General features: G+C 61.2%; 26 protein-coding genes and 1 pseudogene. 19 read left to right on the top strand and 8 right to left on the bottom strand.

Features of this window, described 5'->3' with window-relative positions; all coding sequences use genetic code 11:
• Positions 1 to 90 precede the first annotated feature (90 nt).
• Positions 91 to 1,584, bottom strand: coding sequence for an aldehyde dehydrogenase (locus HX793_RS03700; RefSeq protein ID WP_016975920.1), 1,494 nt, complete (start codon positions 1,582 to 1,584; stop codon positions 91 to 93).
• A gap of 229 nt (positions 1,585 to 1,813) precedes the next feature.
• On the opposite strand from HX793_RS03700, the gene HX793_RS03695 reads away from it, so the two are divergent.
• Positions 1,814 to 2,176: a cupin domain-containing protein gene (locus HX793_RS03695; protein ID WP_016975921.1), complete on the top strand. Its 363-nt coding sequence runs from the start codon at positions 1,814 to 1,816 to the stop codon at positions 2,174 to 2,176.
• Positions 2,177 to 2,247: 71 nt separating this feature from the next.
• Here HX793_RS03695 and rpmG read toward each other — a convergent pair whose 3' ends face one another.
• Together rpmG and rpmB are read right to left on the bottom strand one after the other, a co-directional pair.
• The gene (rpmG, locus tag HX793_RS03690; RefSeq protein WP_003176906.1) at positions 2,248 to 2,403 is read right to left on the bottom strand and encodes a 50S ribosomal protein L33; all 156 of its coding nucleotides are present in this window, start codon (positions 2,401 to 2,403) and stop codon (positions 2,248 to 2,250) included.
• An 11-nt stretch (positions 2,404 to 2,414) separates the two neighbouring features.
• The gene (gene rpmB / locus HX793_RS03685; RefSeq protein WP_010207494.1) at positions 2,415 to 2,648 is read right to left on the bottom strand and encodes a 50S ribosomal protein L28; all 234 of its coding nucleotides are present in this window, start codon (positions 2,646 to 2,648) and stop codon (positions 2,415 to 2,417) included.
• 458 nt (positions 2,649 to 3,106) lie between these two features.
• Here rpmB and HX793_RS03680 point away from each other — a divergent pair, with 458 nt between their 5' ends.
• Positions 3,107 to 4,699, top strand: coding sequence for an ABC transporter substrate-binding protein (locus tag HX793_RS03680; protein ID WP_177058468.1), 1,593 nt, complete (start codon positions 3,107 to 3,109; stop codon positions 4,697 to 4,699).
• Between the two features lie 28 nt (positions 4,700 to 4,727).
• Here HX793_RS03680 and radC read toward each other — a convergent pair whose 3' ends face one another.
• Positions 4,728 to 5,402: a RadC family protein gene (radC, locus tag HX793_RS03675; protein WP_095013996.1), complete on the bottom strand. Its 675-nt coding sequence runs from the start codon at positions 5,400 to 5,402 to the stop codon at positions 4,728 to 4,730.
• Positions 5,403 to 5,559: 157 nt separating this feature from the next.
• On the opposite strand from radC, the gene coaBC reads away from it, so the two are divergent.
• The 4 genes and pseudogenes from coaBC (at position 5,560) to argB (ending at position 9,816) form a co-directional block, all read left to right on the top strand.
• On the top strand, positions 5,560 to 6,768 hold the full coding sequence (gene coaBC / locus HX793_RS03670) for a bifunctional phosphopantothenoylcysteine decarboxylase/phosphopantothenate--cysteine ligase CoaBC (protein ID WP_016970585.1): 1,209 nt from the start codon (positions 5,560 to 5,562) through the stop codon (positions 6,766 to 6,768).
• Positions 6,769 to 6,773: 5 nt separating this feature from the next.
• Positions 6,774 to 7,229, top strand: a complete 456-nt coding sequence (gene dut, locus HX793_RS03665) for a dUTP diphosphatase (RefSeq protein ID WP_016975923.1) — start codon at positions 6,774 to 6,776, stop codon at positions 7,227 to 7,229.
• 240 nt (positions 7,230 to 7,469) lie between these two features.
• Positions 7,470 to 8,891, top strand: a pseudogene (locus HX793_RS03660) (phosphomannomutase/phosphoglucomutase); the annotation flags it as partial.
• A gap of 19 nt (positions 8,892 to 8,910) precedes the next feature.
• The gene (gene argB, locus HX793_RS03655; RefSeq protein ID WP_016975925.1) at positions 8,911 to 9,816 is read left to right on the top strand and encodes an acetylglutamate kinase; all 906 of its coding nucleotides are present in this window, start codon (positions 8,911 to 8,913) and stop codon (positions 9,814 to 9,816) included.
• Positions 9,817 to 9,985: 169 nt separating this feature from the next.
• On the opposite strand, the gene pyrE is transcribed toward argB, so the two are convergent.
• Positions 9,986 to 10,630 carry an orotate phosphoribosyltransferase gene (gene pyrE, locus HX793_RS03650; RefSeq protein WP_177097204.1) on the bottom strand — a complete coding sequence of 215 codons (645 nt, stop codon included), beginning with the start codon at positions 10,628 to 10,630 and terminating at the stop codon, positions 9,986 to 9,988.
• Between the two features lie 82 nt (positions 10,631 to 10,712).
• On the opposite strand from pyrE, the gene crc reads away from it, so the two are divergent.
• Entirely contained in the window at positions 10,713 to 11,492 is a 780-nt protein-coding gene (gene crc, locus HX793_RS03645) for a catabolite repression control protein Crc (protein WP_003195493.1), read from the top strand.
• 58 nt (positions 11,493 to 11,550) lie between these two features.
• Here crc and HX793_RS03640 read toward each other — a convergent pair whose 3' ends face one another.
• Together HX793_RS03640 and rph are read right to left on the bottom strand one after the other, a co-directional pair.
• Positions 11,551 to 11,919 (bottom strand): DUF4870 domain-containing protein, encoded by a 369-nt coding sequence (locus tag HX793_RS03640; protein WP_016975927.1) that lies wholly within the window; start codon positions 11,917 to 11,919, stop codon positions 11,551 to 11,553.
• Between the two features lie 22 nt (positions 11,920 to 11,941).
• Positions 11,942 to 12,664: a ribonuclease PH gene (gene rph / locus HX793_RS03635; RefSeq protein ID WP_016975928.1), complete on the bottom strand. Its 723-nt coding sequence runs from the start codon at positions 12,662 to 12,664 to the stop codon at positions 11,942 to 11,944.
• A 185-nt stretch (positions 12,665 to 12,849) separates the two neighbouring features.
• Between rph and HX793_RS03630 the strand changes: the two genes are divergently transcribed.
• The 6 genes from HX793_RS03630 to HX793_RS03605 all read left to right on the top strand — a co-directional run bounded on the left by HX793_RS03630 (position 12,850) and on the right by HX793_RS03605 (position 18,146).
• Positions 12,850 to 13,713, top strand: a complete 864-nt coding sequence (locus tag HX793_RS03630) for a YicC/YloC family endoribonuclease (RefSeq protein ID WP_016975929.1) — start codon at positions 12,850 to 12,852, stop codon at positions 13,711 to 13,713.
• Between the two features lie 10 nt (positions 13,714 to 13,723).
• A complete protein-coding gene (gene gmk / locus HX793_RS03625; protein WP_016975930.1) occupies positions 13,724 to 14,344 on the top strand; it encodes a guanylate kinase in 621 nt (206 codons plus the stop codon).
• 167 nt (positions 14,345 to 14,511) lie between these two features.
• Positions 14,512 to 14,775: a DNA-directed RNA polymerase subunit omega gene (gene rpoZ / locus HX793_RS03620; RefSeq protein ID WP_003176920.1), complete on the top strand. Its 264-nt coding sequence runs from the start codon at positions 14,512 to 14,514 to the stop codon at positions 14,773 to 14,775.
• Between the two features lie 60 nt (positions 14,776 to 14,835).
• A complete protein-coding gene (gene spoT, locus HX793_RS03615; protein ID WP_016975931.1) occupies positions 14,836 to 16,941 on the top strand; it encodes a bifunctional GTP diphosphokinase/guanosine-3',5'-bis pyrophosphate 3'-pyrophosphohydrolase in 2,106 nt (701 codons plus the stop codon).
• Positions 16,942 to 16,965: 24 nt separating this feature from the next.
• Positions 16,966 to 17,346, top strand: a complete 381-nt coding sequence (locus tag HX793_RS03610) for a RidA family protein (RefSeq protein ID WP_003176922.1) — start codon at positions 16,966 to 16,968, stop codon at positions 17,344 to 17,346.
• 56 nt (positions 17,347 to 17,402) lie between these two features.
• Complete coding sequence (locus tag HX793_RS03605; RefSeq protein ID WP_016975932.1) at positions 17,403 to 18,146, top strand: hypothetical protein; 744 nt, start codon at positions 17,403 to 17,405, stop codon at positions 18,144 to 18,146.
• Between the two features lie 31 nt (positions 18,147 to 18,177).
• On the opposite strand, the gene HX793_RS03600 is transcribed toward HX793_RS03605, so the two are convergent.
• Complete coding sequence (locus HX793_RS03600; RefSeq protein WP_177058464.1) at positions 18,178 to 19,035, bottom strand: SDR family oxidoreductase; 858 nt, start codon at positions 19,033 to 19,035, stop codon at positions 18,178 to 18,180.
• Between the two features lie 188 nt (positions 19,036 to 19,223).
• On the opposite strand from HX793_RS03600, the gene exbB reads away from it, so the two are divergent.
• The 6 genes from exbB (at position 19,224) to HX793_RS03570 (ending at position 26,007) form a co-directional block, all read left to right on the top strand.
• Positions 19,224 to 20,204 (top strand): tonB-system energizer ExbB, encoded by a 981-nt coding sequence (exbB, locus tag HX793_RS03595; RefSeq protein ID WP_177052590.1) that lies wholly within the window; start codon positions 19,224 to 19,226, stop codon positions 20,202 to 20,204.
• Between the two features lie 6 nt (positions 20,205 to 20,210).
• Positions 20,211 to 20,636 (top strand): TonB system transport protein ExbD, encoded by a 426-nt coding sequence (gene exbD / locus HX793_RS03590; protein ID WP_003195519.1) that lies wholly within the window; start codon positions 20,211 to 20,213, stop codon positions 20,634 to 20,636.
• Entirely contained in the window at positions 20,633 to 21,382 is a 750-nt protein-coding gene (locus HX793_RS03585; RefSeq protein ID WP_016975935.1) for a TonB family protein, read from the top strand. Before exbD ends, HX793_RS03585 begins: the two co-directional genes overlap by 4 nt.
• 142 nt (positions 21,383 to 21,524) lie before the next feature.
• Positions 21,525 to 22,445, top strand: a complete 921-nt coding sequence (locus HX793_RS03580) for a hydrogen peroxide-inducible genes activator (protein WP_016975936.1) — start codon at positions 21,525 to 21,527, stop codon at positions 22,443 to 22,445.
• An 8-nt stretch (positions 22,446 to 22,453) separates the two neighbouring features.
• The gene (gene recG, locus HX793_RS03575) at positions 22,454 to 24,529 is read left to right on the top strand and encodes an ATP-dependent DNA helicase RecG (protein WP_178905455.1); all 2,076 of its coding nucleotides are present in this window, start codon (positions 22,454 to 22,456) and stop codon (positions 24,527 to 24,529) included.
• A gap of 77 nt (positions 24,530 to 24,606) precedes the next feature.
• The gene (locus tag HX793_RS03570; protein WP_016975938.1) at positions 24,607 to 26,007 is read left to right on the top strand and encodes an aminoacyl-tRNA deacylase and HDOD domain-containing protein; all 1,401 of its coding nucleotides are present in this window, start codon (positions 24,607 to 24,609) and stop codon (positions 26,005 to 26,007) included.
• The last annotated feature ends 97 nt before the right edge of the window (positions 26,008 to 26,104 follow it).

Here is a 26,104-nt window from a genome sequence, read left to right as displayed (position 1 = left end):
CGTTAACGATGACGCGCCTATCCTGGATAAACGCGGCGCCTTCTAGTTCTTCGCGAGCAAGCTCGCTCCTACAGGGATCAGCGGTATTGCTTAGAGCTTGATCCAGGTCGCCTTCAGCTCGGTGTACTTGTCGAACGCATGCAGCGACTTGTCGCGACCGTTGCCCGATTGCTTGAAGCCACCAAACGGCGCGGTCATGTCGCCGCCATCGTACTGGTTGACCCACACACTACCGGCGCGCAGGGCTTTGGCGGTGAGGTGCGCCTTGGAGATATCGGCTGTCCATACGGCTGCGGCCAGGCCGTAGATGGTGTCATTGGCGATGGCAACCGCTTCTTCGGCGCTGTCGAAGGTGATCACCGACAGGACCGGGCCGAAGATCTCTTCCTTAGCGATCTTCATGGCGTTGGTCACGCCGTCGAAAATCGTCGGTTCCACATAAGTGCCGCCGGTTTCTTCCAGCGTGCGCTTGCCACCGGCGACCAACTTGGCGCCATCGGCATGGCCGGCTTCGATGTAGGACAGCACGGTGTTCATCTGCTGGGTGTCCACCAGTGCGCCGACGTTGGTGGCTGGGTCCAGTGGGTTGCCAGGCTTCCAGCCCTTGAGGGCTTCGATCACCAGCGGCAGGAATGTGTCCTTGATGGAGCGCTCGACCAGCAGGCGCGAACCGGCGGTGCAGACTTCGCCCTGGTTGAAGGCGATGGCACCGGCGGCGGATTCGGCGGCGGCTTGCAGGTCGGGCGCATCGGCAAACACAATGTTCGGGCTCTTGCCACCGGCTTCCAGCCATACGCGCTTCATGTTCGATTCGCCGGAGCGGATCAACAGTTGCTTGGCGATCTTGGTCGAACCGGTGAACACCAAGGTGTCGACGTCCATGTGCAGCGCCAGCGCGTTGCCGACCGTGTGGCCATAACCTGGCAGCACGTTGAACACACCTTTTGGAATACCGGCTTCAACGGCCAGGGCCGCGATGCGGATGGCAGTCAGCGGGGACTTTTCGGACGGCTTGAGGATCACCGAGTTACCGGTGGACAGCGCCGGGCCAAGCTTCCAGCAGGCCATCATCAGCGGGAAGTTCCACGGCACGATCGCGCCGACCACACCAACCGGCTCACGAGTCACCAGACCCAGTTGGTCGTGCGGAGTGGCGGCAACTTCGTCGTAGATCTTGTCGATGGCCTCGCCGCTCCAGCTCAGGGCATTCGCCGCGCCGGGTACGTCGATGTTCAGGGAGTCGCTGATTGGCTTGCCCATATCCAGGGTTTCGAGCAGCGCCAGCTCTTCGGCATTGGCCTTGAGCAAGGCTGCGAAACGCAGCATGGCGGATTTGCGTTTGGCCGGCGCCAGGCGCGACCACACACCGGAATTGAAGGTGGCGCGGGCGTTTTCGACGGCGCGCTGGGCGTCGGCGGCGTCACAACTGGCAACGGTAGCCAGCAGGCGGCCGTCGACCGGGCTGATGCATTCGAAGGTGTCACCGGAAACGGCGGCGGTGTACTCGCCATTGATGTAGGCGCGGCCTTCGATCTTCAGATCCTTGGCGCGTTGTTCCCAGTCGGCACGGGTCAGGGTGGTCATGCGAGTGTCCTCCTCTTATTGAATACAAGGGCCAGGGGATGTCCCACGGCAGCCTCAAAGAATTCTTGCCCGCCAGCCAATGGTTCGGCGCAAGGCAACTGCCACCCTAAACCAGCGGCCGGGGATGTTTCAATATATTTGACATAACGCCAGTAAACACCCTTGCGATGTTCATTTTAATAAACATAGACTTTGGGCTCTCCAACCGCAGGCCAGACGGGACACGCACATGAGCATCCAGGACATCGTCGACTTCAGCCAAGCCAAGACCGCCGCCGAGCGCTACCGCCCTGCCGCCGAAAAAATCCTCAAGGGTGATCCCGAGCAAACGATCTACAACCACTACAACAGTCCCTGCGGCCAGATGAGCGCGGGCGTGTGGGAAGGTGAAGTCGGGCAGTGGAAAGTCAACTACACCGAGCATGAATACTGCGAGATTGTGCAAGGCGTTTCAGTACTGCGTGATGCCGATGGCAACGCCAAGACCTTGCGCGCCGGTGACCGCTTCGTGATTCCCGCAGGGTTCAGCGGCACCTGGGAAGTGCTGGAGCCGTGCCGCAAGATCTACGTGGTGTTCGAACAGAAAGCCTGACCGGCAAATCGCAGGCAAAAAAAAGCCCGGATCGTGAGATACGGGCTTTTTTTCACAAGGAGGAAAATCAATTACTTGATTTTGCCTTCTTTGTAGATCACGTGCTTGCGAACGCGCGGGTCGAACATTTTCTTTTCGAGCTTGTCCGGGGTAGTACGCTTGTTCTTGTCGGTAGTGTAGAAGTGACCAGTACCGGCGCTAGAGATCATTCGAATCAATTCACGCATGATATAGCTCCTTAGATTGTGCCAGCGCGGCGCAATTCAGCCAGCACGACAGTGATGCCACGCTTGTCGATGATGCGCATGCCTTTAGCAGATACGCGCAGACGGACGAAACGTTTCTCTTCTTCAACCCAGAAGCGGTGATGCTGCAGGTTCGGCAGGAAACGACGACGGGTTTTGTTATTTGCGTGGGAAATGTTATTCCCAGTCACCGGACCCTTACCGGTAACTTGACAGACTCTCGACATGCCTCAGCCCTCTAAAACCACATGCCCAACCCGGCATGGGTTGGCCGCTTAATCTCTCAGTCATTTGGCGCCAGGCGCCGCGTTTCTTTAGGGTCTTACCGGCTACACCTACAAGCGAAGGAACCGGGCCCCTAGAAAAGAGCGCTGCTTTATACCAGAAAGCCCCAGGTGCAACAACAGCCCGAGTGTTTTTACTGGCGTAAATCTTGGCGGCAGACGCCTGAACCGTTGCCAGGAGGGGCCGCTGTCACAGCCGACCGCTCGTCGCACAGAATGATTTACAGCGCCCGCGCGCACGATGAAGTGCTCGGCAAAACGCGCTGAGGTGCCATCAAAACAGCATTTGGGGCAAAAGCACAGGCAAAAATGGGCTAGTCATTTACCAATCAGACCACTACGGTAGGACTTTTCCAGACTGCACTCGCAGATGGGCCTTCGATCTGCAAAGGAAACCGAACATGCGCCTCGCTGCCCTACCGCTATTGCTCGCCCCTCTCTTTATCGCGCCGCTGGCCTCTGCCGCCAGTAACTTGAGCGTCTGCACCGAGGCCAGCCCCGAAGGGTTCGATGTGGTGCAATACAACTCGCTGACCACCACCAACGCCTCGGCCGATGTGCTGATGAACCGCCTGGTGGACTACGACGCGGCCAGCGGCAAATTGGTGCCCAGCCTGGCGGACAGCTGGGAAGTCTCGCCAGATGGCCTGACCTATACCTTCAAGCTGCACCCGAATGTGAAATTCCACCGCACCGAATACTTCACCCCCAGCCGCACCCTGACCGCCGAAGACGTGCGCTTCAGCTTCGAGCGCATGCTTGACCCGGCCAACCCCTGGCACAAGATCGCCCAGAGTGGCTTCCCCCATGCGCAATCGTTGCAACTGCCAACGCTGGTCAAGAAAATCGACGCCCTCGACCCGCTGACCGTGCGCTTCACCCTGGATCACGCCGACTCCACCTTCATCGCCGCCCTCAGCATGGGTTTTGCCTCGATCTACCCGGCGGAATACGCCGACAAATTGCTCAAGGCGGGCACGCCGGAGAAGCTCAACAGCCAGCCGATCGGCACTGGGCCGTTCATCTTCAGCCGGTTCCAGAAAGATGCCGTGGTGCGCTACAAGGCCAACCCGGATTACTTTGCCGGCAAACCGTCTGTGGATAACTTGATCTTCGCCATCACTCCCGACGCCAACGTGCGCCTGCAGAAATTGCATCGCGACGAGTGCCAGATTGCCCTGTCACCCAAGCCACTGGATGTGGGCGAAGCCGAAAAAGACCCGGCGCTGAAAGTGGAGAAAACGGCGGCCTTCATGACCGCCTTCGTGGCTATCAACAGCCAGCACCCACCCTTGGACAAGCCGGAAGTGCGCCAGGCGATCAATCTGGCGTTCGACAAGAACAGCTACCTCAAGGCCGTATTTGAAGGCACCGCCGAAGCCGCCAACGGCCCCTACCCGCCTAACACATGGAGCTACGCCAAGGACCTGCCGGGTTATCCACAGGACCTCGCCAAGGCCAAGGCACTGCTGGACCGCGCCGGGCTCAAGGACGGTTTCAAGACCACTATCTGGACCCGTCCCACCGGCAGCCTGCTGAACCCTAACCCGAACCTTGGCGCACAGCTGTTACAGGCTGACCTGGCCAAGGTCGGCATCCAGGCCGAGATCCGCGTGATCGAATGGGGCGAGCTGATCCGCCGCGCCAAGGCCGGCGAGCACGACCTGCTGTTCATGGGCTGGGCCGGCGACAACGGCGACCCGGATAACTTCCTGACCCCGCAGTTCTCCTGCGCAGCGGTGAAATCCGGCACCAACTTCGCGCGCTACTGCGACCCCGCACTGGACAAGCTGATCAGTGCCGGCAAGACCACCAGCGAGCAAGGCGTGCGCAGCAAGCTCTACCAGCAGGCCCAGGCGCAGATCCAACAACAGGCGCTGTGGTTGCCGCTCGCACACCCCACCGCGTTTGCCCTGGCCCGCAAGAGTGTCGAGGGCTACCAAGTGAGCCCATTCGGGCGCCAGGATTTTTCGAAGGTCAGCGTCAAGCCCTGAGCACCCGGCCCGCCCCGATGGGGCGGGCTTACATCCACCCATACTCCGCCATCGACAACGGGTCGCCATCCCCCACGATGATGTGATCCAGCACCCGCACATCCACCACTTCCAAGGCTTTTTGCAGCAGCTTGGTCAATTTTCGATCAGCCGCACTCGGTTCAAGGCTGCCCGAAGGATGGTTGTGGCACAGGATCAGTGCTGCCGCGTTGTACGCCAGGGCGCGCTTGACCACTTGCCGGGGGTAGACCATCGCCGCATCGATGGTGCCCTGGGACAACGCCTCGAAACCCAGCACCCGGTGCTTTGAATCGAGAAACAGACACCCGAAGGTCTCATGAGGCTCATGGCGCAACAACGCCTTGAGGTAATCACGCACGGCCACCGGGCTTTCCAGCACCGAGTCTTTGCGCAGGCGCTCGGCCATGTGGCGACGGGCCATTTCCAGCACCGCCTGCAACTGGGCGAACTTCGCCGGCCCCAACCCCAATTGCTGGCTGAACAGCGCCTGGCTGGCCTCCAGCAACGGGCGCAAACCACCAAATTGCGCCAACAGGTGGCGCGCCAGGTCCACCGCGCTGCGACCGGATACCCCGGTACGCAGGAATATCGCGAGCAGTTCGGCATCCGACAGGCTCGCCGCGCCCCCTTCCAAAAGCTTTTCCCGGGGCCGCTCTGCCACCGGCCAATCGCGAATACTCATTCCACCTCCCTCTCCATACGCGCCGTGGCATGTACGCCGCTGTTGCCCAGCGGACGCTGTGTTATCGTAGGCCCTCTTTTTTGCATGTGATTTCCCCTGGGGAGGGGGCATCGCAGGCGTCACTGAACTGGCATCACTGAACTGGAAAGGCAAACCAATGCAGCGTCTGTATCGGAAACGCATCGTTCTCGGCGTTGGCGGCGGCATTGCCGCCTACAAGAGCGCAGAACTGGTTCGCAGGCTCCTGGACCAAGGCGCCGAAGTGCGCGTGGTCATGACCCGCGGTGGCAGTGAGTTCATCACCCCACTGACCATGCAGGCGCTCTCCGGCCACCCGGTTCACCTGGACCTGTTGGACCCGGCAGCCGAAGCCGCCATGGGCCATATCGAGCTGGCCAAATGGGCCGACCTGGTGCTGATCGCCCCGGCCACCGCCGACCTGATCGCCCGCTTGGCCCAAGGCATCGCCGATGACCTGCTGACCACCCTGGTATTGGCCACCGACGCCACCGTCGCCATCGCCCCGGCTATGAACCAGGCCATGTGGCGCGACCCGGCGACCCAGGCCAACACCCAGCTCCTGCAAAGCCGTGGCCTCAAGGTGTTCGGCCCGGCGTCCGGCAGCCAGGCCTGCGGCGACGTCGGCATGGGCCGCATGCTCGAAGCCACCGACCTGGCGCTGTGTGCGGCCGAGTGCTTCCAGCACCTGGCCCTGACCGGCAAGCACGTGTTGATCACCGCTGGCCCGACCCAGGAAAACATCGACCCGGTGCGCTACATCACCAACCATAGCTCAGGAAAAATGGGCTTTGCTTTGGCTGAAGCGGCGGTCGAGGCAGGCGCACGCGTCACCCTGATCACCGGCCCGGTGCATTTACCGACCCCGGATCGGGTCACGCGCATCGACGTAGTCAGCGCCCGGGACATGTTGGCGGCCTGTGAGGCGGCCATTCCGTGCGACCTGTTCATCGCCTCGGCAGCGGTGGCGGACTACCGCCCGGAAGTGGTCGCCCCGCAAAAGCTCAAGAAAGACCCCACAAGCGGCGACGGCCTGCTCCTGCAAATGGTGCGCAACCCAGACATCCTGGCCACCATCGCCACGCGCCCGGACCGCCCGTTCAGCGTCGGCTTCGCCGCCGAGACCGAGCATTTGCTGGACTACGCCGCACGCAAATTGAAAGACAAAAACCTCGACCTGATCGTTGCCAACGATGTCGCCAACCCGAGCATCGGCTTCAACAGCGAGGAAAACGCCTGCAGCGTGATCGACCGCGACTTGCACGCCACCCTTTTCGCCCAGACCAGCAAGGGCAAGATTGCCCGCCAACTGATCTCTTTTATCGCCCAACGGCTGAACCAGGTTTAATTTCCATGCACGCTTTGCAAGCCAAGATCCTCGACCCACGCATCGGCAACGAATTCCCACTGCCGGCCTACGCCACCCCAGGCTCCGCCGGCCTCGACCTGCGCGCCATGCTCAAGGAAGACACCGTCCTTGAGCCGGGCCAGACCATCCTGATTCCGACCGGCCTGTCGATCTACGTGGGCGACCCTGGCCTGGCAGCGCTGATCCTGCCGCGCTCCGGCCTGGGCCACAAACACGGCATCGTGCTGGGCAACCTGGTCGGCCTGATCGACTCGGACTACCAGGGCGAACTGATGGTGTCGTGCTGGAACCGTGGCCAGACCGCCTTCAACATCGCCGTCGGCGAGCGTATTGCCCAGTTGGTGCTGGTGCCTGTGGTGCAGGCACACTTCGAACTGGTACAGGAATTCGACGAAACCCAACGCGGCGCAGGCGGTTTTGGGCATTCCGGCAGTCACTGACTAAGCTGAATCTGGCCGGGCGCCGCTGCCCGGCCCGACGCCACCGCAAGGCTTTTCAGGACGAAGAATGCGCGGATTTTATCAGCGAGATTTCTCGATAGAAATCAAAGCATTACGCAAGCATAAACACGGGGCCAGCGCTCCGATGGCATTTTTGCACCACGAACTCTCTGCCGAAAACACCGTCATACCCTTCAGTTTGAGCCTGCCGGTCAGCCACATTAAGGCCAGCTTTGCCCCCTTCAGATGGAGTTTCCCCCCGCGATGAGTACCGCAGCCCGCGTAGCCCCAGCCTTCCCCGACAGTATCTTTCGCGCCTATGACATCCGTGGCGTGGTGCCCAAGACCCTGACGGCCGAAACCGCCTACTGGATTGGCCGCGCCATCGGCTCCCAGAGCCTGGCCCAGGATGAACCCAACGTTTCGGTCGGCCGTGACGGTCGCCTGTCCGGCCCGGAGCTGGTGGAGCAACTGATCCAGGGCCTGGCCGATAGCGGTTGCCATGTCAGCGACGTGGGCCTGGTGCCAACGCCCGCGCTGTACTACGCCGCCAACGTATTGGCCGGCAAGTCCGGGGTGATGCTCACCGGTAGCCACAACCCGTCGGACTACAACGGCTTCAAGATCGTCATCGCTGGCGACACCCTGGCCAACGAACAGATCCAGGCCCTGCACGACCGCCTGAAAAACAACGATCTGACCAGCGGCAAGGGCACCATCACCAAAGTCGACATCTTGCAACGCTACTCTGATGAAATCACCCGTGACGTCAAACTCGCGCGCCGCCTCAAAGTGGTGGTGGATTGCGGCAACGGCGCGGCTGGCGTGATCGCCCCGCAACTGCTCGAAGCCTTGAACTGCGAAGTGATTCCGTTGTTCTGCGAGGTCGACGGCAACTTCCCCAACCACCACCCGGACCCAGGCAAGCCGGAAAACCTGGTGGACCTGATCGCCAAGGTCAAGGAAACCGGAGCTGACGTCGGCCTGGCCTTTGACGGTGACGGCGACCGCGTCGGCGTGGTGACCGAAACCGGCGAGATCGTGTTCCCCGATCGCCTGCTGATGCTGTTTGCCCGCGACGTGGTGGCGCGCAATGCCAACGCCGAGATCATCTTCGACGTAAAGTGCACCCGCCGCCTCACGCCTCTGATCAAGGAATATGGCGGTCGCCCGCTAATGTGGAAGACCGGTCACTCGTTGATCAAAAAGAAAATGAAGGAAACCGGCGCGCTGTTGGCCGGCGAAATGAGCGGCCACGTGTTCTTCAAGGAGCGCTGGTTCGGCTTTGACGACGGGATTTACAGCGCTGCGCGCCTGCTGGAGATCCTCAGCAAGGAAAAATCCACCGCCGAAGAGTTGTTCCAGACCTTCCCGAACGATATTTCTACGCCAGAGATCAATATCCATGTGACCGAGGAGAGCAAATTCAGCATCATTGACGCACTGCACGATGCGCAATGGGGCGAAGGCGCCAACCTGACCACCATTGATGGTGTGCGAGTCGATTACGCCAAAGGCTGGGGCCTGGTTCGCGCGTCCAACACCACACCGGTGCTGGTCCTGCGTTTCGAGGCGGATACCGAGGCTGAGTTGCAGCGCATCAAGGACGTGTTCCACGCCCAGTTGAAACGTGTTGCCCCTGATCTCCAATTACCGTTCTGATTTTTTACCGGAGCCCTGAATGACCCTCGAACGCGAAGCCGCTGCCAACACTGCCAAGGTCCTGTCCGAAGCGTTGCCTTACATCCGACGCTATGTCGGCAAGACGCTGGTGATCAAGTACGGCGGCAATGCCATGGAAAGCGACGAGCTGAAAACCGGCTTTGCCCGCGACATCGTGTTGATGAAAGCCGTGGGGATCAACCCGGTCGTAGTGCACGGCGGCGGCCCGCAAATCGGCGACCTGCTCAAGCGCTTGTCGATCGAGAGTCACTTCATCGATGGCATGCGCGTCACTGACGCGCAGACCATGGACGTGGTGGAGATGGTCCTCGGCGGCCAGGTCAACAAGGACATCGTCAACCTGATCAACCGTCATGGCGGCAGCGCCATCGGCCTGACCGGCAAGGACGCGGAGCTGATCCGTGCGAAAAAACTGACCGTGACCCGTCAGACGCCAGAGATGACGCAGCCGGAAATCATCGACATCGGCCAAGTGGGCGAAGTGGTTGGCGTGAACACCGACCTGCTGAACCTGCTGGTGAAAGGCGACTTCATTCCGGTGATCGCGCCGATCGGCGTGGGTGCCAATGGCGAGTCCTACAACATCAACGCCGACCTGGTGGCCGGCAAGGTGGCCGAGGCGCTGAAAGCTGAAAAGCTGATGCTGCTGACCAACATCGCCGGCCTGATGGACAAGGAAGGCAAGGTGTTGACCGGCCTGACCACGCAACAAGTGGACGAGCTGATCGCCGACGGCACCATCTACGGCGGCATGTTGCCGAAGATCCGCTGTGCGCTGGAAGCGGTGCAAGGCGGCGTTGGCAGCTCGCTGATCATCGATGGCCGGGTACCGAATGCGGTACTGCTGGAGATCTTCACGGATACCGGCATGGGCACGCTGATCAGTAACCGCAAGCGGCCTTAACGGCTACAAACGAAAAGGCCCTGCTCAATCTGATTGAGCGGGGCCTTTTTGTTTGTACTCGGTCCAAATGTGGGAGCTGGCTTGCCTGCGATGACGGCGGAACATTCAACAATTCTATCGCCTGATACATCGCTATCGCGGGCAAGCCCGCTCCCACAGGGGATCGGTGTCAGACGTCGAACTGCTCGCGATACGCCTTCACCGCCGGCAAATGTTGCTTGAGCTGCGGGTCATCTTCCAGGAACTGCAGCACCTGGTTCAGCGACACGATACTCACTACAGGAATGCCAAAATCGCGCTCCACTTCCTGGATCGCAGACAATTCACCGTTGCCACGCTCCTGACGGTTCAGCGCGATCAGCACGCCGGCAGCCTTGGCGCCGTCCTGGGAAGCGATGATCTGCATCACTTCACGGATCGCGGTACCGGCCGTGATCACGTCATCGATGATCAGCACTTCGCCCTTGAGCGGAGCCCCGACCAGACTGCCGCCTTCGCCGTGGGCCTTGGCCTCTTTGCGGTTGAAACACCATGGCAGGTCCTGGCCATGATGCTCAGCCAAAGCCACGGCTGTTGCCGCTGCCAGGGGGATACCCTTGTAGGCTGGACCGAACAGCACGTCGAAGGAAATACCGCTTTCAACGATGGCTGCCGCGTAGAAACGACCCAGTTGGGCCAGGGCCGAACCCGAGTTGAACAAGCCTGCATTGAAGAAATACGGGCTGGTGCGCCCGGACTTCAGAGTGAACTCACCGAAGCGCAAAACGCCGCGATCGATAGCAAAACGAATGAAATCGCGTTGATACGCCTGCATGAAAAAAGCCTCAGATACCACGGATTTAGCTAATTGGGTGGACGGCGTGTATCATACACGCACGCGATTTTTGGGGCCATTTATGCGGATCATCAGTGTGAACGTTAATGGTATTCAGGCTGCAGTCGAGCGTGGTTTGCTCAGTTGGCTGCAAGCCCAGAATGCCGACGTCATCTGCCTGCAGGATACCCGTGCCTCCGCCTTTGAACTGGACGACCCAGCCTTCCAACTGGATGGCTACTTCCTTTATGCCTGCGATGCCGAAGTGCCCACCCAAGGTGGCGTGGCTTTGTATTCGCGGTTGCAACCCAAGGCGGTCATCAGCGGCCTCGGCTTCGAGACAGCCGACCGCTACGGGCGCTACCTGCAAGCCGATTTCGATAAGGTCAGCATCGCGACCTTGCTGCTCCCTTCGGGGCAGAACGGCGATGAAGACTTGAACCAGAAGTTCAAGCTAATGGACGATTTCGCCCGTTACCTGGATAAACAGCGACGCAAACGTCGCGAGTACATTTATTGTGGCTCGCTGTACGTGGCGCAACAGAAGCTGGATATCAAGAACTGGCGCGACAGCCAGCAATCCCCGGGCTTCCTGGCGCCGGAACGCGCCTGGATGGACGAGATTGTCGGCAACATGGGCTATGTAGATGCCCTGCGGGAAGTCAGCCGCGAAGGCGACCAGTACAGCTGGTGGCCGGACAACGAACAGGCTGAGATGCTCAACCTGGGCTGGCGTTTCGACTACCAGTTGCTGACTCCAGGTCTGCGCCGGTTCGTGCGCAGTGCACGCCTGCCGCGCCAGCCACGCTTCTCGCAGCACGCGCCGCTGATCGTGGACTACGACTGGACACTGACCATCTGAGGTCTTTTTCCGGGCACAAAAAAACCGACATCGCTGTCGGTTTTTTTGTGGGTGCTCATTATTTGATCACACGCCAGGTCAACGGGTAGCGATAGGCGATCCCTTTGTTGGCCTTGATGCTGCCGATGATGGTCAGCACGATCGTGGCGATCGCCAGGGCAAACATCAGGAAAAACCCAACTATCGTGAACGCCAGTACGATGCAGGCTATCCAGGCGATGGCCACGGTGATCTGGAAGTTCAAGGCTTCCTTACCCTGGTCATCAATGAACGCATCCTTTTCCTTCTTCATCTGCCACAGGATCAGCGGGCCCACGACACTGCCGAAGGGGAACACAAACCCGAGAAAGGCCGCGAGATGGCACAACATCGCCCCCTGCCGCGCTTCGTAGGAAGGCATCGGCACAAGTTCCTGGTTGTCATTCATGGCGCTTCTCCTTGAGGCGGGCTCAGTCAGCCAGTGCGGCGTTCTGAAGCTCGAAGATTTCAGTCATGCCTTTCTGGGCCAGGGCCAGCATGGCGTTCAACTCGGCCGGCTGGAATGGCGCGCCTTCGGCGGTGCCCTGTACTTCGATGAAACCACCGGTGCTGGTCATGACCACGTTCAGGTCGGTCTCGGCAGCCGAGTCTTCCAGGTAGTCCAGGTCCAGCACTGGCTCGCCCTGATACATGCCCACCGACACAGCGGCGATCATTTGCTTGAGCGGGTCACCGCCTTTCAGGCCCCCACGCTTCTTGATCACTTTGAGTGCATCAACCAGGGCCACCATGGCGCCGGTGATGGACGCAGTACGGGTACCGCCGTCGGCCTGGATCACGTCGCAGTCGACGTACAGGGTCACGTCGCCCAGCTTGGACATGTCCAGGGCTGCGCGCAGGGAGCGGCCGATCAGGCGCTGGATTTCCAGGGTACGGCCGCCTTGCTTGCCGCGGCTGGCTTCACGCTGGTTACGCTCGCCTGTGGCGCGCGGCAGCATGCCGTACTCGGCGGTCAACCAACCCTGGCCCTGGCCTTTGAGGAAACGCGGCACGCCGTTTTCGACGCTGACGGTGCAGATGACCTTGGTATCGCCAAACTCGACCAGTACAGAACCCTCGGCGTGTTTGGTGTAGTTGCGGGTGATGCGGATCGAGCGGAGCTGATCGGCAGCGCGACCACTTGGACGTTTCATAGGGAGACACCTGTACTGAGGACGAAAAACTGCCGAGCATTATAGAGCCGCGAGCCGTTTCGGGGCACTGCTAAAAAATTCGGTTACGAATGCTCGGGTTTGGGCGTGTCCGCCCCACTGCGCTACAATCCTGCGCCTTCTTAATCATCAGCCCGTGTTTGCGGGCTGCAACGCGAGGTACCTCCATGGTGCACAGCATGACCGCCTTCGCCCGCGTCGAAAAAGCCGGCGTCCAAGGCACCCTGAGCTGGGAACTGCGCTCGGTCAACAGCCGTTACCTGGAGCCGCACCTGCGCCTGCCGGAGTCGTTCCGCGATCTCGAAGGCGCCGTGCGTGAAGCGCTGCGCCAGGGTATATCCCGCGGCAAGCTGGAATGCACCCTGCGGTTTACCGAAGAAACCACCGGCAAAGCTTTGCAGATTGACCGCGACCGCGCCGCGCAACTGGTCGCCGCCGCCGAAACTATCGCCGGCCTGATCAAGCAGCCGGCCGCGCTCAACCCGCTGGAAGTGCTGGCCTGGCCCGGTGTACTGGTGGCCGATGCCACCGACCCGCAAGCCCTTAACGCCGAAGCCCTCGCCCTGTTCAACCAAGGCCTCAAGGAGCTGAAAGCCGGCCGCGAGCGCGAGGGTGCCGAACTGGCGCGCTTGATCAGCGAGCGCCTGACCGCCATTGAAGAAGACGTGGTCACGCTGCGAGAACTGGTCCCGCAGATGCTCGCCACCCAGCGCCAGAAGGTGCTCGACCGCTTCACCGACATGAAGGCCGACCTCGACCCGACGCGCCTGGAACAGGAAATGGTTCTGCTCGCGCAAAAGAGCGACGTCGCCGAAGAACTCGACCGCCTGAGCACCCACATCCTCGAAGTGCGCCGCGTGCTCAAGTCCGGCGGTGCCGCCGGTCGGCGCCTGGACTTCCTGATGCAGGAACTCAACCGCGAAGCCAATACACTGGGCTCCAAGGCGTTCGACCCGCGCAGCACCACGGCTGCGGTCAACCTCAAAGTGTTGATCGAGCAGATGCGCGAACAAGTACAGAATATTGAGTAAGGCAACCTCCATGACCCACAGCACCGGCACCCTGTACATCATTTCCGCCCCTTCTGGCGCGGGCAAAAGCAGCCTGGTCAAGGCCCTGACCGACGCTGACGAGCAGATCCGCATCTCGGTCTCCCACACCACCCGCGCCATGCGCCCGGGTGAGGTCAACGGCGTGCACTATCACTTCGTAGAGCGCACCGAGTTCGTCAAGATGATCGAGCACGGCGACTTCCTGGAGCGTGCCGAAGTGTTCGGTAACCTTTACGGCACGTCGCAAAGCCACCTGCAGCAGACCCTGGATGAAGGCCACGACCTGATCCTGGAAATCGACTGGCAGGGCGCCGAGCAAGTCCGCAAGCTGATGCCCCAGGCGCGCTCGATCTTCATCCTGCCGCCTTCGCTGGAAGCCTTGCACCAGCGCCTGACCAACCGTGGCCAGGACAGTGACGAGATCATCGAAGGTCGTATGCGTGAAGCCGTCAGCGAAATGAGCCACTACGTCGACTACGACTACCTGATCATCAACGACGATTTTGCCCACGCACTGGACGATTTGAAGGCGATTTTCCGCACCAATCAGCTCCAGCAAAAGCGTCAGCAACAGCGTTTCGGCAAATTACTGGCCGAACTGCTCGGTTGATTGGCCCTTCCCAAAACCGCTGCAAGGGCTTTACATTGGCACTTGTAGCGGTTTTGCGAGGGCCTGCGAAAAATCAGCGCTTCCCTAAACGCTGGTGATTTTTTAAACTGCTCAGTCCGCTCGCCCAACCGGGCAGCGCGCATCTTGCATTCGCTCCGAGGAATACCATGGCCCGCGTAACCGTTGAAGACTGCCTAGAACACGTGGATAACCGCTTTGAGCTGGTCATGCTCTCTACCAAGCGTGCCCGTCAACTGGCCACTGGCGGCAAAGAGCCCCTGGTCCAGTGGGAAAACGACAAGCCTACCGTTGTAGCCCTGCGTGAAATCGCTGAAGGCCTGATGAGCTACGAGTTCATCGCCAACGCCGAAATCGTTGAAGACGAACCGCTGTTTGCAGCGTTCGAGGACGAGTCCAACGAGGCCGTCTAAGCCTATGCCTGGTCGACGTAGCACGGCGCGGGGTCACAGCCAACGGCAGGAGTTCACACTGTGCCGAGCATAGACGCCCTCGCCGATCGCTTATCGGCCTACCTCGGCCCAGACCAGGTCAACCTGGTCCGCCGAGCGTATTTCTACGCCGAACAAGCCCACGACGGCCAACGCCGCCGTAGCGGCGAGGCGTATGTCACCCATCCTCTTGCGGTGGCAAATATTCTTGCCGACATGCACATGGACCATCAAAGCCTGATGGCCGCGATGCTGCATGACGTGATCGAAGACACCGGCATCGCCAAGGAAGCGCTCAGCGCACAATTTGGCGAAACCGTGGCCGAACTGGTCGACGGGGTCAGCAAGCTGACTCAGATGAACTTCGAGACCAAGGCCGAAGCCCAGGCGGAAAACTTCCAGAAGATGGCCATGGCCATGGCCCGCGATATCCGGGTGATTCTGGTCAAGCTGGCCGACCGGCTGCACAACATGCGCACGCTGGAAGTGCTGTCCGGCGAAAAACGCCGGCGCATCGCCAAGGAAACCCTGGAAATCTACGCACCCATCGCCAACCGGCTGGGCATGCACGCCATTCGTATCGAATTCGAAGACCTCGGCTTCAAAGCCATGCACCCGATGCGTTCGGCGCGCATCTACCAGGCGGTCAAGCGCGCCCGGGGCAACCGCAAGGAAATCGTCAACAAGATCGAAGAGTCCCTGAGCCATTGCCTGGCGATCGACGAGATCGAAGGCGAGGTCAGCGGCCGGCAGAAACACATCTACGGCATCTACAAGAAGATGCGCGGCAAGCGTCGGGCCTTCAACGAGATCATGGACGTGTATGCGTTCCGGATCATCGTCGACAAGGTCGACACCTGCTACCGTGTGCTGGGCGCTGTACATAATTTGTACAAGCCTTTGCCGGGGCGCTTCAAGGATTACATCGCAATTCCCAAGGCCAACGGCTATCAGTCGCTGCATACCACGTTGTTTGGTATGCACGGGGTGCCGATCGAGATCCAGATTCGCACCCGCGAAATGGAAGAGATGGCCAACAACGGCATCGCCGCCCATTGGCTGTACAAATCCAGTGGCGACGAGCAGCCAAAAGGCACCCATGCCCGAGCCCGCCAGTGGGTCAAGGGCGTGCTGGAAATGCAGCAACGTGCCGGCAACTCCCTCGAATTTATTGAAAGCGTGAAGATCGACCTGTTTCCGGACGAGGTCTACGTGTTCACGCCCAAAGGCCGGATCATGGAGTTGCCCAAAGGCTCCACGGCGGTCGATTTTGCCTACGCCGTGCACACCGATGTGGGCAATAGCTGCATCGCCTGTCGGATCAATCGTCGTCTCGCACCGCTGTCAGAGCCGCTGCAAAGTGGTTCCACGGTCGAGATCGTCAGCGCACCGGGCGCACGCCCGAATCCGGCATGGCTCAACTTCGTGGTCACCGGCAAGGCGCGCACGCACATCCGCCACGCCCTGAAACTGCAACGCCGCTCCGAGTCCATCAGCCTGGGCGAACGCCTGCTGAACAAGGTGCTCAACGGTTTCGACAGCGCCCTGGACAAGATTCCTACAGAGCGCGTGCAAGCGATGCTCCACGAGTATCGCCAGGAAACCATCGAAGACCTGCTGGAAGATATCGGCCTGGGCAACCGCATGGCCTACGTGGTCGCCCGCCGCCTGCTCGGCGAAGGCGAACAATTGCCAAGCCCCGAAGGTCCGCTGGCGATTCGCGGCACCGAGGGCCTGGTGCTCAGCTACGCCAAGTGCTGCACGCCGATCCCGGGCGACCCGATTGTCGGCCATCTGTCCGCCGGCAAAGGCATGGTGGTGCACCTGGACAACTGCCGCAACATCACCGAAATCCGCCACAACCCGGAAAAATGCATCCAGCTCTCGTGGGCCAAGGATGTCACCGGAGAATTCAATGTCGAACTGCGGGTGGAGCTGGAACACCAGCGCGGCCTGATCGCCCTGCTCGCCAGCAGCGTCAACGCAGCCGACGGCAATATCGAGAAAATCAGCATGGACGAGCGCGATGGTCGCATCAGCGTGGTCCAGTTGGTGGTCAGCGTTCACGACCGCGTGCACCTGGCCCGCGTGATCAAGAAACTGCGCGCCTTGACCGGGGTCATCCGCATCACCCGTATGCGTGCCTAATAAACCTCCCACAAGGAGTCACACATGACCAAGACCGTTATCACCAGCGACAAAGCCCCAGCCGCCATCGGCACTTACTCCCAGGCGATCAAGGCAGGCAACACCGTCTACATGTCCGGCCAGATTCCACTGGACCCAAAGACCATGGAACTGGTTGAAGGCTTCGAAGCACAGACCGTGCAGGTCTTCGAAAACCTCAAGTCGGTGGCCGAGGCTGCCGGCGGCTCGTTCAAAGACATCGTCAAGCTGAACATCTTCCTCACTGACCTGAGCCACTTCGCCAAGGTCAACGAGATCATGGGCAAGTACTTCGAACAGCCGTACCCAGCCCGCGCCGCCATCGGCGTTGCTGCCCTGCCAAAGGGTGCGCAGGTTGAGATGGACGCGATTCTGGTCATCGAGTAAAACACCCGGCGCAGCCCCCATAGGCTGCGCCGACTTCGTTTTAAAAGGATTTCATGATGCGCAAAGCGCTTGTAGCCTCATCACTGCTCGCCCTGTTGCTCGGCGGCTGCGCCAGCAACCCTGCCGACCGGGATGTGAGCGGCACCTGGATCAACCAGGTCGCCATCGATGCGGCAGCCAAAGGCGGCCCTTTGCGTGAAGCCCTGCAGAGCTTTGGCCCGAACCTCGAATGGGAGGTCAATACCAAGGCCTCGCAGGCACGCTACTACAACGGTTTTGAAGTAGCGGAAGGCAAATTGCTGGGTGAAAAGTCCGGTGCGTGGAGCGTGGATTTCTACGGCAGCTCCGCCACCGAACTCAAGCGCAAAGGCAAACAGCTGCTGCAAGTGGCCAACGACAACGAACCTGAACAGCTGTTCGCCCGCCCCAAAGAGCCCGCACCGGAAGGCGCGCCACTGGGCGCAAACTTCGAGCGTGCGCTGTACGCCGCTTACATGGGGGGTGACTGGAAGATCCTCGACGGCTTCGGAAGCGGCGCCATCGTGCAATTCCAGGCCAACGGCAAGGTCGCCGGCCTGCCAAATGTCGATCAGTACTCGCTGTGCCTGGCGGGCGATTGCGCGTCCATGAGCGGTGGCTATGACAGTATCTGGCTGCAATTGAACGGCCAGGGCAACCCGTGGATCTTTGTGCGCAAGGGCAAGCAACTGGAGATCTTCCAGGCGATCAATACCGCGCAGGCGGATGAGGTGCCTTCGTTTACACCAGGGCCTCGCCAGTGGCTGCTGGAAAAGCAGTGATAAAAAAGGAGCCCTTGGGCTCCTTTTTCATTTAACGCTGGCCTTCGAGGATCGCCGCATAGCCTTCCCGATAAGTCGGGTACGTCGGCACCCAACCCAACGCCTTGGCTCGGGCATTGCTGCATTGCTTGCTGCCAGCACGCCGCACACTCGCGTCATCAGCCCATTCGGTCACACCCAGGTACTCACGCAACCAGCCCACCACTTCAGCCAGTGGTGCAGGCGCATCGTCGACGCCGATGTATACCTTCTCCAGCGAGCCGCCTTTTTCCACATGACGCAACAAAAACGCCAGCAAACCCGCTGCGTCATCTGCGTGAATACGGTTGCCATATAAAGGTGGGTCGATTGCCACGCGGTAGCCTTGGCGAACCTGGGTCAACAGCCATTCGCGGCCCGGTCCATAGATACCCGTCAGACGCACAATGCTGGCGGGGATGCCACTGTCGAGCGCAACTTGCTCAGCCTCCAACATTACCTGCCCGGAATATCCCTTCGCCTGCGTCTCCGACGTTTCGTCGACCCACTCGCCATTCTGCTGCCCGTAGACGCTGCTGCTGGACACAAACAGCAGGTGCTTCGGCTCCTGGCCGTAATCGCCCAGCCATTCCAGCACATGTTTCAGCCCTTCTACATAAGCAGCGCGGTAGCCGGCTTCGTCATGGTCCGTCGCAGCCGCGCAGTACACCAGGTAATCCACCCCGCCGATCGGCCAGGTGTCAGGGCAATCTTTCTTGAACAGGTCGCCGGCAATGCCGATCACGCCGTCGGGCAGCCGCGAAACATCGCGGCGCAGGCCATGGACCTCCCATTCCGAGGCGAGCAACTGGCTGGCCAGCCGGCTCCCCACATCGCCACAGCCGGCAATCACAACAGAAGGCGCAGACATCACAAAACTCCGTACTGAAAGGTCTAGATTAGCCCTCGCGAGTGACAGACGGCCAGAAAAAGCACAAATAAAGTTACTGTATTACTTCTGTTAACAAGAATTACTTGCAATAATAACCGCCCATTTGTCCTCGACCCACTGGGTCTGGAAGGACGATCACTCATTTTTTTCTCTCAGGTCCGGCCAGCATGACACGTAATACAACCCCCGCTTCGCCAACCAAGCTTCACAGCCCATCCCGCGCCTGGCGCGCGATAGCTGCGCTGCTGTTCAGCGTCCTGCTGGCACCGACCGCCGCATTCGCTGATGCCACCGCACCCGCTACCCCGGCTGCTGCCGAGCACAACACTGCGGCACCGGCTGCTCCAGCGGCTGCGCCGGCCGCCACCGACCCGGCTCTGGCGGCTGACCCCGCATCCGCCGACGACACCGGTGTGGTGCTGGAAGAAGACAACACCCTGGGCATGGCCCATGACCTGTCGCCGTGGGGCATGTACCAGAATGCTGACGTGGTGGTGAAAGCCGTCATGATCGGCCTGGCCATCGCGTCGATCATCACCTGGACCATCTGGATCGCCAAGGGCTTCGAGCTGCTGGGCGCCAAACGTCGTCTGCGCACTGAAATCGTCCACCTGAAAAAGGCCACCACCCTCAAGGAAGCCAGCGAAAGCGCGACCAAGAAGGGCACCCTGGCCAATACCCTGGTGCACGACGCGCTGGAAGAAATGCGCCTGTCGGCCAACACCCGCGAAAAAGAAGGCATCAAGGAACGTGTGGCCTTCCGTCTGGAGCGCCTGGTGGCGGCCTGCGGTCGCAACATGAGCAGCGGCACCGGCGTGCTGGCAACCATCGGTTCCACCGCGCCGTTCGTCGGCTTGTTCGGTACCGTATGGGGCATCATGAACAGCTTCATCGGCATTGCCAAAACCCAGACCACCAACCTTGCCGTCGTTGCCCCTGGCATCGCCGAAGCCCTGCTGGCAACGGCCCTGGGCCTGGTTGCCGCAATTCCTGCGGTGGTGATCTACAACGTCTTCGCCCGTTCGATTGCCGGCTACAAGGCCCAGGTATCGGACGCGTCGGCAGAAGTCCTGCTGCTGGTCAGCCGCGACCTCGATCACCTGCCTACCGAGCGCAGCTCGCAACCGCACATGGTGAAAGTGGGGTAATCGGCCATGGGCCTGCATTTGAATCAAGGCGACGACGAACTCGTCGAGAACCACGAAATCAACGTCACGCCGTTTATCGACGTGATGCTGGTGCTGCTGATCATCTTCATGGTGGCGGCACCGTTGGCAACCGTGGACATCAAGGTCGACCTGCCCGCGTCCAGCGCCAAACCTGCGCCACGGCCAGAGAAACCGATCTTCCTCAGCGTCAAGGCGGACCAACGCCTGTTCCTGGGCGAAGAAGAAGTCAAAGCTGAAACCCTGGGCCCGGTGCTCGACGCCAAGACCCAAGGCAAGAAAGACACGACGATCTTCTTCCAGGCTGACAAGGGCGTGGACTACGGCGACCTGATGAGCGTGATGGATGCCCTGCGGGCAGCCGGCTACCTCAAGGTCGGCCTGGTCGGACTTGAGACGGCAGCCAAGAAATGATCACGACGCGCCACAAACTGACGCGTTATGGCACCAGCCTCGCCGTCGTACTGGGCGTGCATGCCGTCGCGATCGCTATCGCGCTTCATTGGTCAGCGCCGCGTACGGTGCAGCTGCCACCGGCTGCCATGGTCATCGACCTGGCACCGATGCCAGCCCCGCCGCCGCCAGCGCCGCCCAAGGTGGTAACGCCGCCGCAACCGCCTGCACCGGTGGAAGAGCTGCCCCTGCCGAAACTGGCCGAGGCACCGAAGCCAACGATCCAGGTGCCCAAGCCGGTCAAGCCCAAGCCTAAACCGCAGCCGCCCAAGCCCGTGGAGAAGAAGATCGAGCCGCCCAAGGAGAAACCCTCCGAGGATCCGCCGAGCGACGCTCCGCCGACCCAGGCACCGGCTGAGAAATCGGCCCAGCCTGTACCAGGCCCTTCTCCGCAGCAAATCGCAGCGAAGGCTTCCTGGGAAGGCACCTTGCTGGCGCACCTGCAGAAGTACAAGAAGTATCCGCCAGGCGCCCAGGCCCGTGGCAAGGAAGGCTTGAACCGCCTGAAGTTCGTGGTGGATGCCGAAGGCAACGTGCTGTCCTATGAGTTGGTGGGCCGCTCCGGCAACGCCGACCTGGACCGCGCCACGCTGGACATGATCCGTCGTGCCCAGCCGCTGCCCAAGCCACCGGCAGACATGCTCAAAGGTGGCAGCATCGAGATCGTTGCACCGTTCGTGTACAACATCGAGAAGCGTCGTCGCTGAAAATGACGGTGGTGAGGGGCAATCCTCACCACCTTCAGCAAAATCTGCGTAACTCCCCGCTCAATCCCCAGCAAAGTTCTGATAACGTGCGTCTATCGATTGCAGCCGGTATGCTTGGCCCGCAACCTCATGGACGCCCGCTATGACTCTTACAGAATTACGCTACATCGTTACCCTCGCCCAAGAGCAGCACTTCGGCCATGCGGCCGAGCGTTGCCATGTCAGCCAGCCGACGCTGTCGGTGGGCGTGAAAAAGCTTGAAGACGAACTCGGTGTGCTGATTTTCGAGCGCAGCAAGAGCGCCGTGCGCCTAACGCCTGTGGGCGAAGGCATTGTGGCCCAGGCTCAGAAGGTGTTGGAGCAGGCACAGAGCATTCGCGAACTGGCCCAAGCCGGCAAGAACCAGCTGACTGCACCGCTGAAAGTCGGCGCCATCTACACCGTCGGCCCGTACCTGTTCCCGCACCTGATCCCGCAACTGCACCGCGTCGCGCCGCAGATGCCGCTGTATATCGAAGAAAACTTCACCCACGTGCTGCGCGACAAACTGCGCAATGGCGAGCTGGACGCGATCATCATCGCCCTGCCATTCAACGAAGCGGACGTGTTGACACTGCCGCTCTACGACGAGCCGTTCTACGTCTTGATGCCCGCGTCCCACCCGTGGACGCAAAAAGACACCATCGACGCCGGCCTGCTCAACGACAAGAGCCTCCTGCTGCTGGGCGAAGGCCACTGCTTCCGTGACCAGGTATTGGAAGCCTGCCCGACCCTGACCAAGGGCAACGACGGCGCCAAGCACACCACCGTGGAATCCAGCTCCCTGGAAACCATCCGGCACATGGTCGCCTCCGGCCTGGGCATTTCGATCCTGCCGCTGTCGGCGGTGGACAGCCACCACTACGCCCCCGGCGTGATCGAAGTGCGCCCACTGACACCGCCAGTGCCATTCCGCACCGTGGCGATCGCCTGGCGCGCCAGCTTCCCACGGCCAAAAGCGATTGAGATCCTCGCCGATTCGATCCGCCTGTGCTCGGTGGCCAAGCCGACGGCTGCGAGCTAAGCAACGGTATGACTGAGCTGTCGCAGGTGTCGGTGACGGCACTCAAGGGTGTCGGTGAAGCCATGGCCGAGAAGTTGGCCAAGGTCGGCCTGGAAAACCTCCAGGACGTGTTGTTCCACCTGCCCCTGCGCTATCAGGACCGCACCCGCGTGGTGCCCATCGGCCAGTTGCGCCCTGGGCAGGACGCGGTGGTCGAAGGCACGGTCAGCGGCGCCGACGTGGTGATGGGCAAGCGCCGCAGCCTGGTGGTACGCCTGCAGGATGGCACCGGTGGCCTGAGCTTGCGCTTCTACCATTTCAGCAACGCGCAGAAAGAAGGGCTCAAGCGCGGCACCCGCGTGCGCTGCTACGGCGAAGCGCGGCCCGGCGCGTCGGGTCTTGAGATCTATCACCCGGAATACCGCGCCATCACCGGCGACGAACCGCCGCCAGTCGACACCACGCTCACACCGATCTATCCGCTCACCGAAGGCCTGACCCAGCAACGCCTGCGCCAACTGTGCATGCAGACGCTGACGATGCTCGGCCCGAAAAGCCTGCCCGACTGGCTGCCGCTGGAGCTGGCACGCGACTACCAACTGGCGTCGCTGGACGACGCGATTCGCTACTTGCATCACCCGCCTGCCGATGCCGATGTCGACGAGCTGGCGCTGGGTCACCACTGGGCCCAGCATCGCTTGGCCTTTGAAGAACTGCTGACCCACCAACTGTCCCAGCAGCGCCTGCGCGAAAGCATGCGCTCCCTGCGTGCACCGGACATGCCCAAGGCCACACGTTTGCCTGCGCAGTACCTGGCCAACCTGGGCTTTGCGCCGACCGGCGCCCAACAGCGCGTCGGCAATGAAATCGCCTATGACTTGAGCCAGCAGGAACCCATGCTGCGCCTGATCCAGGGCGATGTGGGCGCAGGCAAGACCGTGGTCGCCGCCCTCGCCGCCCTGCAAGCATTGGAAGCCGGTTACCAGGTGGCACTGATGGCCCCCACCGAGATTCTCGCTGAGCAACACTTCATCACCTTCAAGCGCTGGCTTGAACCCCTGGGCCTGGAAGTGGCGTGGCTGGCTGGCAAGCTCAAGGGCAAGGTACGCGCAGCGGCACTGGAACAGATTGCCGGTGGTGCACCCATGGTGGTGGGCACACACGCGCTGTTTCAGGATGAAGTGCAATTCAAGAATCTGGCGCTGGTGATCATCGACGAACAACATCGATTCGGCGTGCAACAACGCCTGGCCCTGCGCCAGAAAGGCGTGGGCGGGCGCATGAACCCGCACCAGTTGATCATGACCGCCACGCCGATCCCGCGCACCCTGGCCATGAGCGCCTACGCCGACCTCGACACCTCGATCCTCGACGAACTGCCGCCCGGTCGCACCCCGGTCAACACCGTGCTGGTCACCGACACCCGACGTGTCGAAGTGATTGAGCGCGTGCGCGGCGCCTGTGCCGAAGGGCGCCAGGCGTACTGGGTGTGCACGCTGATCGAAGAGTCAGAAGAGCTGACCTGCCAGGCTGCCGAGACCACCTTTGAAGACCTTACCAGCGCCTTGGGCGAGCTCAAGGTCGGCTTGATCCATGGCCGCATGAAGCCCGCAGAAAAAGCCGCCGTGATGGCCGAATTCAAGGCCGGCAACCTGCAACTGTTGGTGGCTACCACGGTGATCGAGGTCGGTGTGGACGTACCCAACGCCAGCTTGATGATTATCGAGAACCCCGAGCGCCTTGGCCTGGCGCAACTGCACCAGTTGCGCGGCCGGGTCGGCCGGGGCAGCGCCGCCAGCCATTGCGTGCTGCTCTACCACCCGCCGCTGTCACAGATTGGTCGCCAGCGCCTGGGCATCATGCGTGAAACCAACGACGGTTTTATCATTGCCGAAAAAGACCTCGAGCTGCGCGGCCCCGGTGAAATGCTCGGCACCCGCCAGACCGGCCTGCTGCAATTCAAGGTCGCCGACCTGATGCGCGACGCCGACTTGCTGCCCGCCGTGCGCGATGCGGCGCAAGCGCTGCTCGAACGTTGGCCAGATCATGTCAGCCCATTGCTGGACCGCTGGCTACGCCATGGGCAGCAATACGGCCAAGTGTGACGCCTGACTCACTTAGTCGACCAACAGTTGTATCAAGCTGGTTATACTTCGTGGACTGTAAGAAATTGGATCAGGCCATGTCAGAAGTTGCCCTCGCCACAGCCCCACTGACCGCCCCGCCGGTCATTCGGGCTCTGCTCGCAAAACTCGCCATCCCCTACACGGAAGTCACCGACCTACCGGGCCTGAATCCTGCGCGAAAGGTCCAGGCCGTGCTGCTGGAGGACGCGGTGGGCGCACTGATGGTGCTGTTCCCGCAGAACCAGTTGCTCGACCTCAACCGCCTCGCCGAACTCACCGGCCGTCGCCTCACAGCGGTATCGCCAGATCGCGTCGAACGCATGCTGGGCAAGCACGAACTCAGCCTGCTGCCGGGCCTGCCGCCGCTCACCAGTTCGCCGTGTCTGTATGAAGGCAGCCTGCTCAACGAGCCGAACCTGCTGGTGCATTCGGGTGAAGCAGGCCTGCTGCTGGAGATCTCCAGCGACGCCTTCAAGACGATGCTCACCAAGGCCAGCGCCGGCCACTTCGGCGAGCCGCTGAGCAACATCCGCCCCAACCTTGACCGTCCGAATGATGACCGCGAGGAAATCACCCAGGCGATGCAGGCGTTCACCGCCCGCCGCATCCAGCAACGCCTGGAAGCGACCATCGAAATTCCACCGCTGGCCGACACGGCGCAGAAGATCATCAAGCTGCGCGTCGACCCGAACGCCACCATCGATGACATCACCGGCGTGGTCGAAACCGACCCCGCTTTGGCCGCGCAGGTCGTGAGCTGGGCCGCGTCGCCCTACTACGCGTCGCCGGGCAAGATCCGCTCCGTGGAAGACGCCATCGTGCGCGTGCTGGGTTTTGACCTGGTGATCAACCTGGCGCTGGGTTTGGCATTGGGCAAGACCTTGAGCCTGCCCAAGGACCACCCGCACCAGTCCACACCGTACTGGCACCAGTCGATCTACACCGCCGCCGTGATCGAAGGCCTGACCCGCGCCATGCCGCGCGCCCAGCGCCCGGAAGCCGGCCTGACTTATCTCGCCGGCCTGCTGCACAACTTCGGTTACCTGCTGCTGGCCCACGTGTTCCCGCCGCACTTTTCGCTGATCTGCCGTCACCTGGAGGTCAACCCGCACCTGTGCCACAGCTATGTCGAGCAACACCTGCTGGGCATCAGCCGCGAGCAGATCGGTGCGTGGCTGATGCGCTATTGGGACATGCCGGACGAACTGTCCACCGCCCTGCGCTTCCAGCACGACCCGACCTACGATGGTCAGTACGCTGAATACCCGAACCTGGTGTGTCTGGCGGTACGCTTGTTGCGTAGCCGAGGGATTGGTTCCGGGCCGGATGAGGCGATTCCGGATGCGCTGCTTGAGCGTCTGGGCTTGAGCCGTGACAAAGCGGAGGAAGTGGTGGGCAAGGTGCTGGATGCCGAGGTGTTGTTGCGCGAATTGGCCTCGCAGTTCAGCCAGAACTGAGCCACCCACTCCCTGTAGGAGCGAGCTTGCTCGCGAAACACCTGAGAACACCGCGGGGCTCCAGACACCCCGCGTCAACGTTCACGGTCTTCGCGAG

Origin of the sequence: Pseudomonas reactans (assembly GCF_013387025.1) — a bacterium.
Lineage (GTDB): Bacteria > Pseudomonadota > Gammaproteobacteria > Pseudomonadales > Pseudomonadaceae > Aquipseudomonas > Aquipseudomonas reactans.
This window is presented reverse-complemented; position numbering and strand designations above follow the sequence as displayed.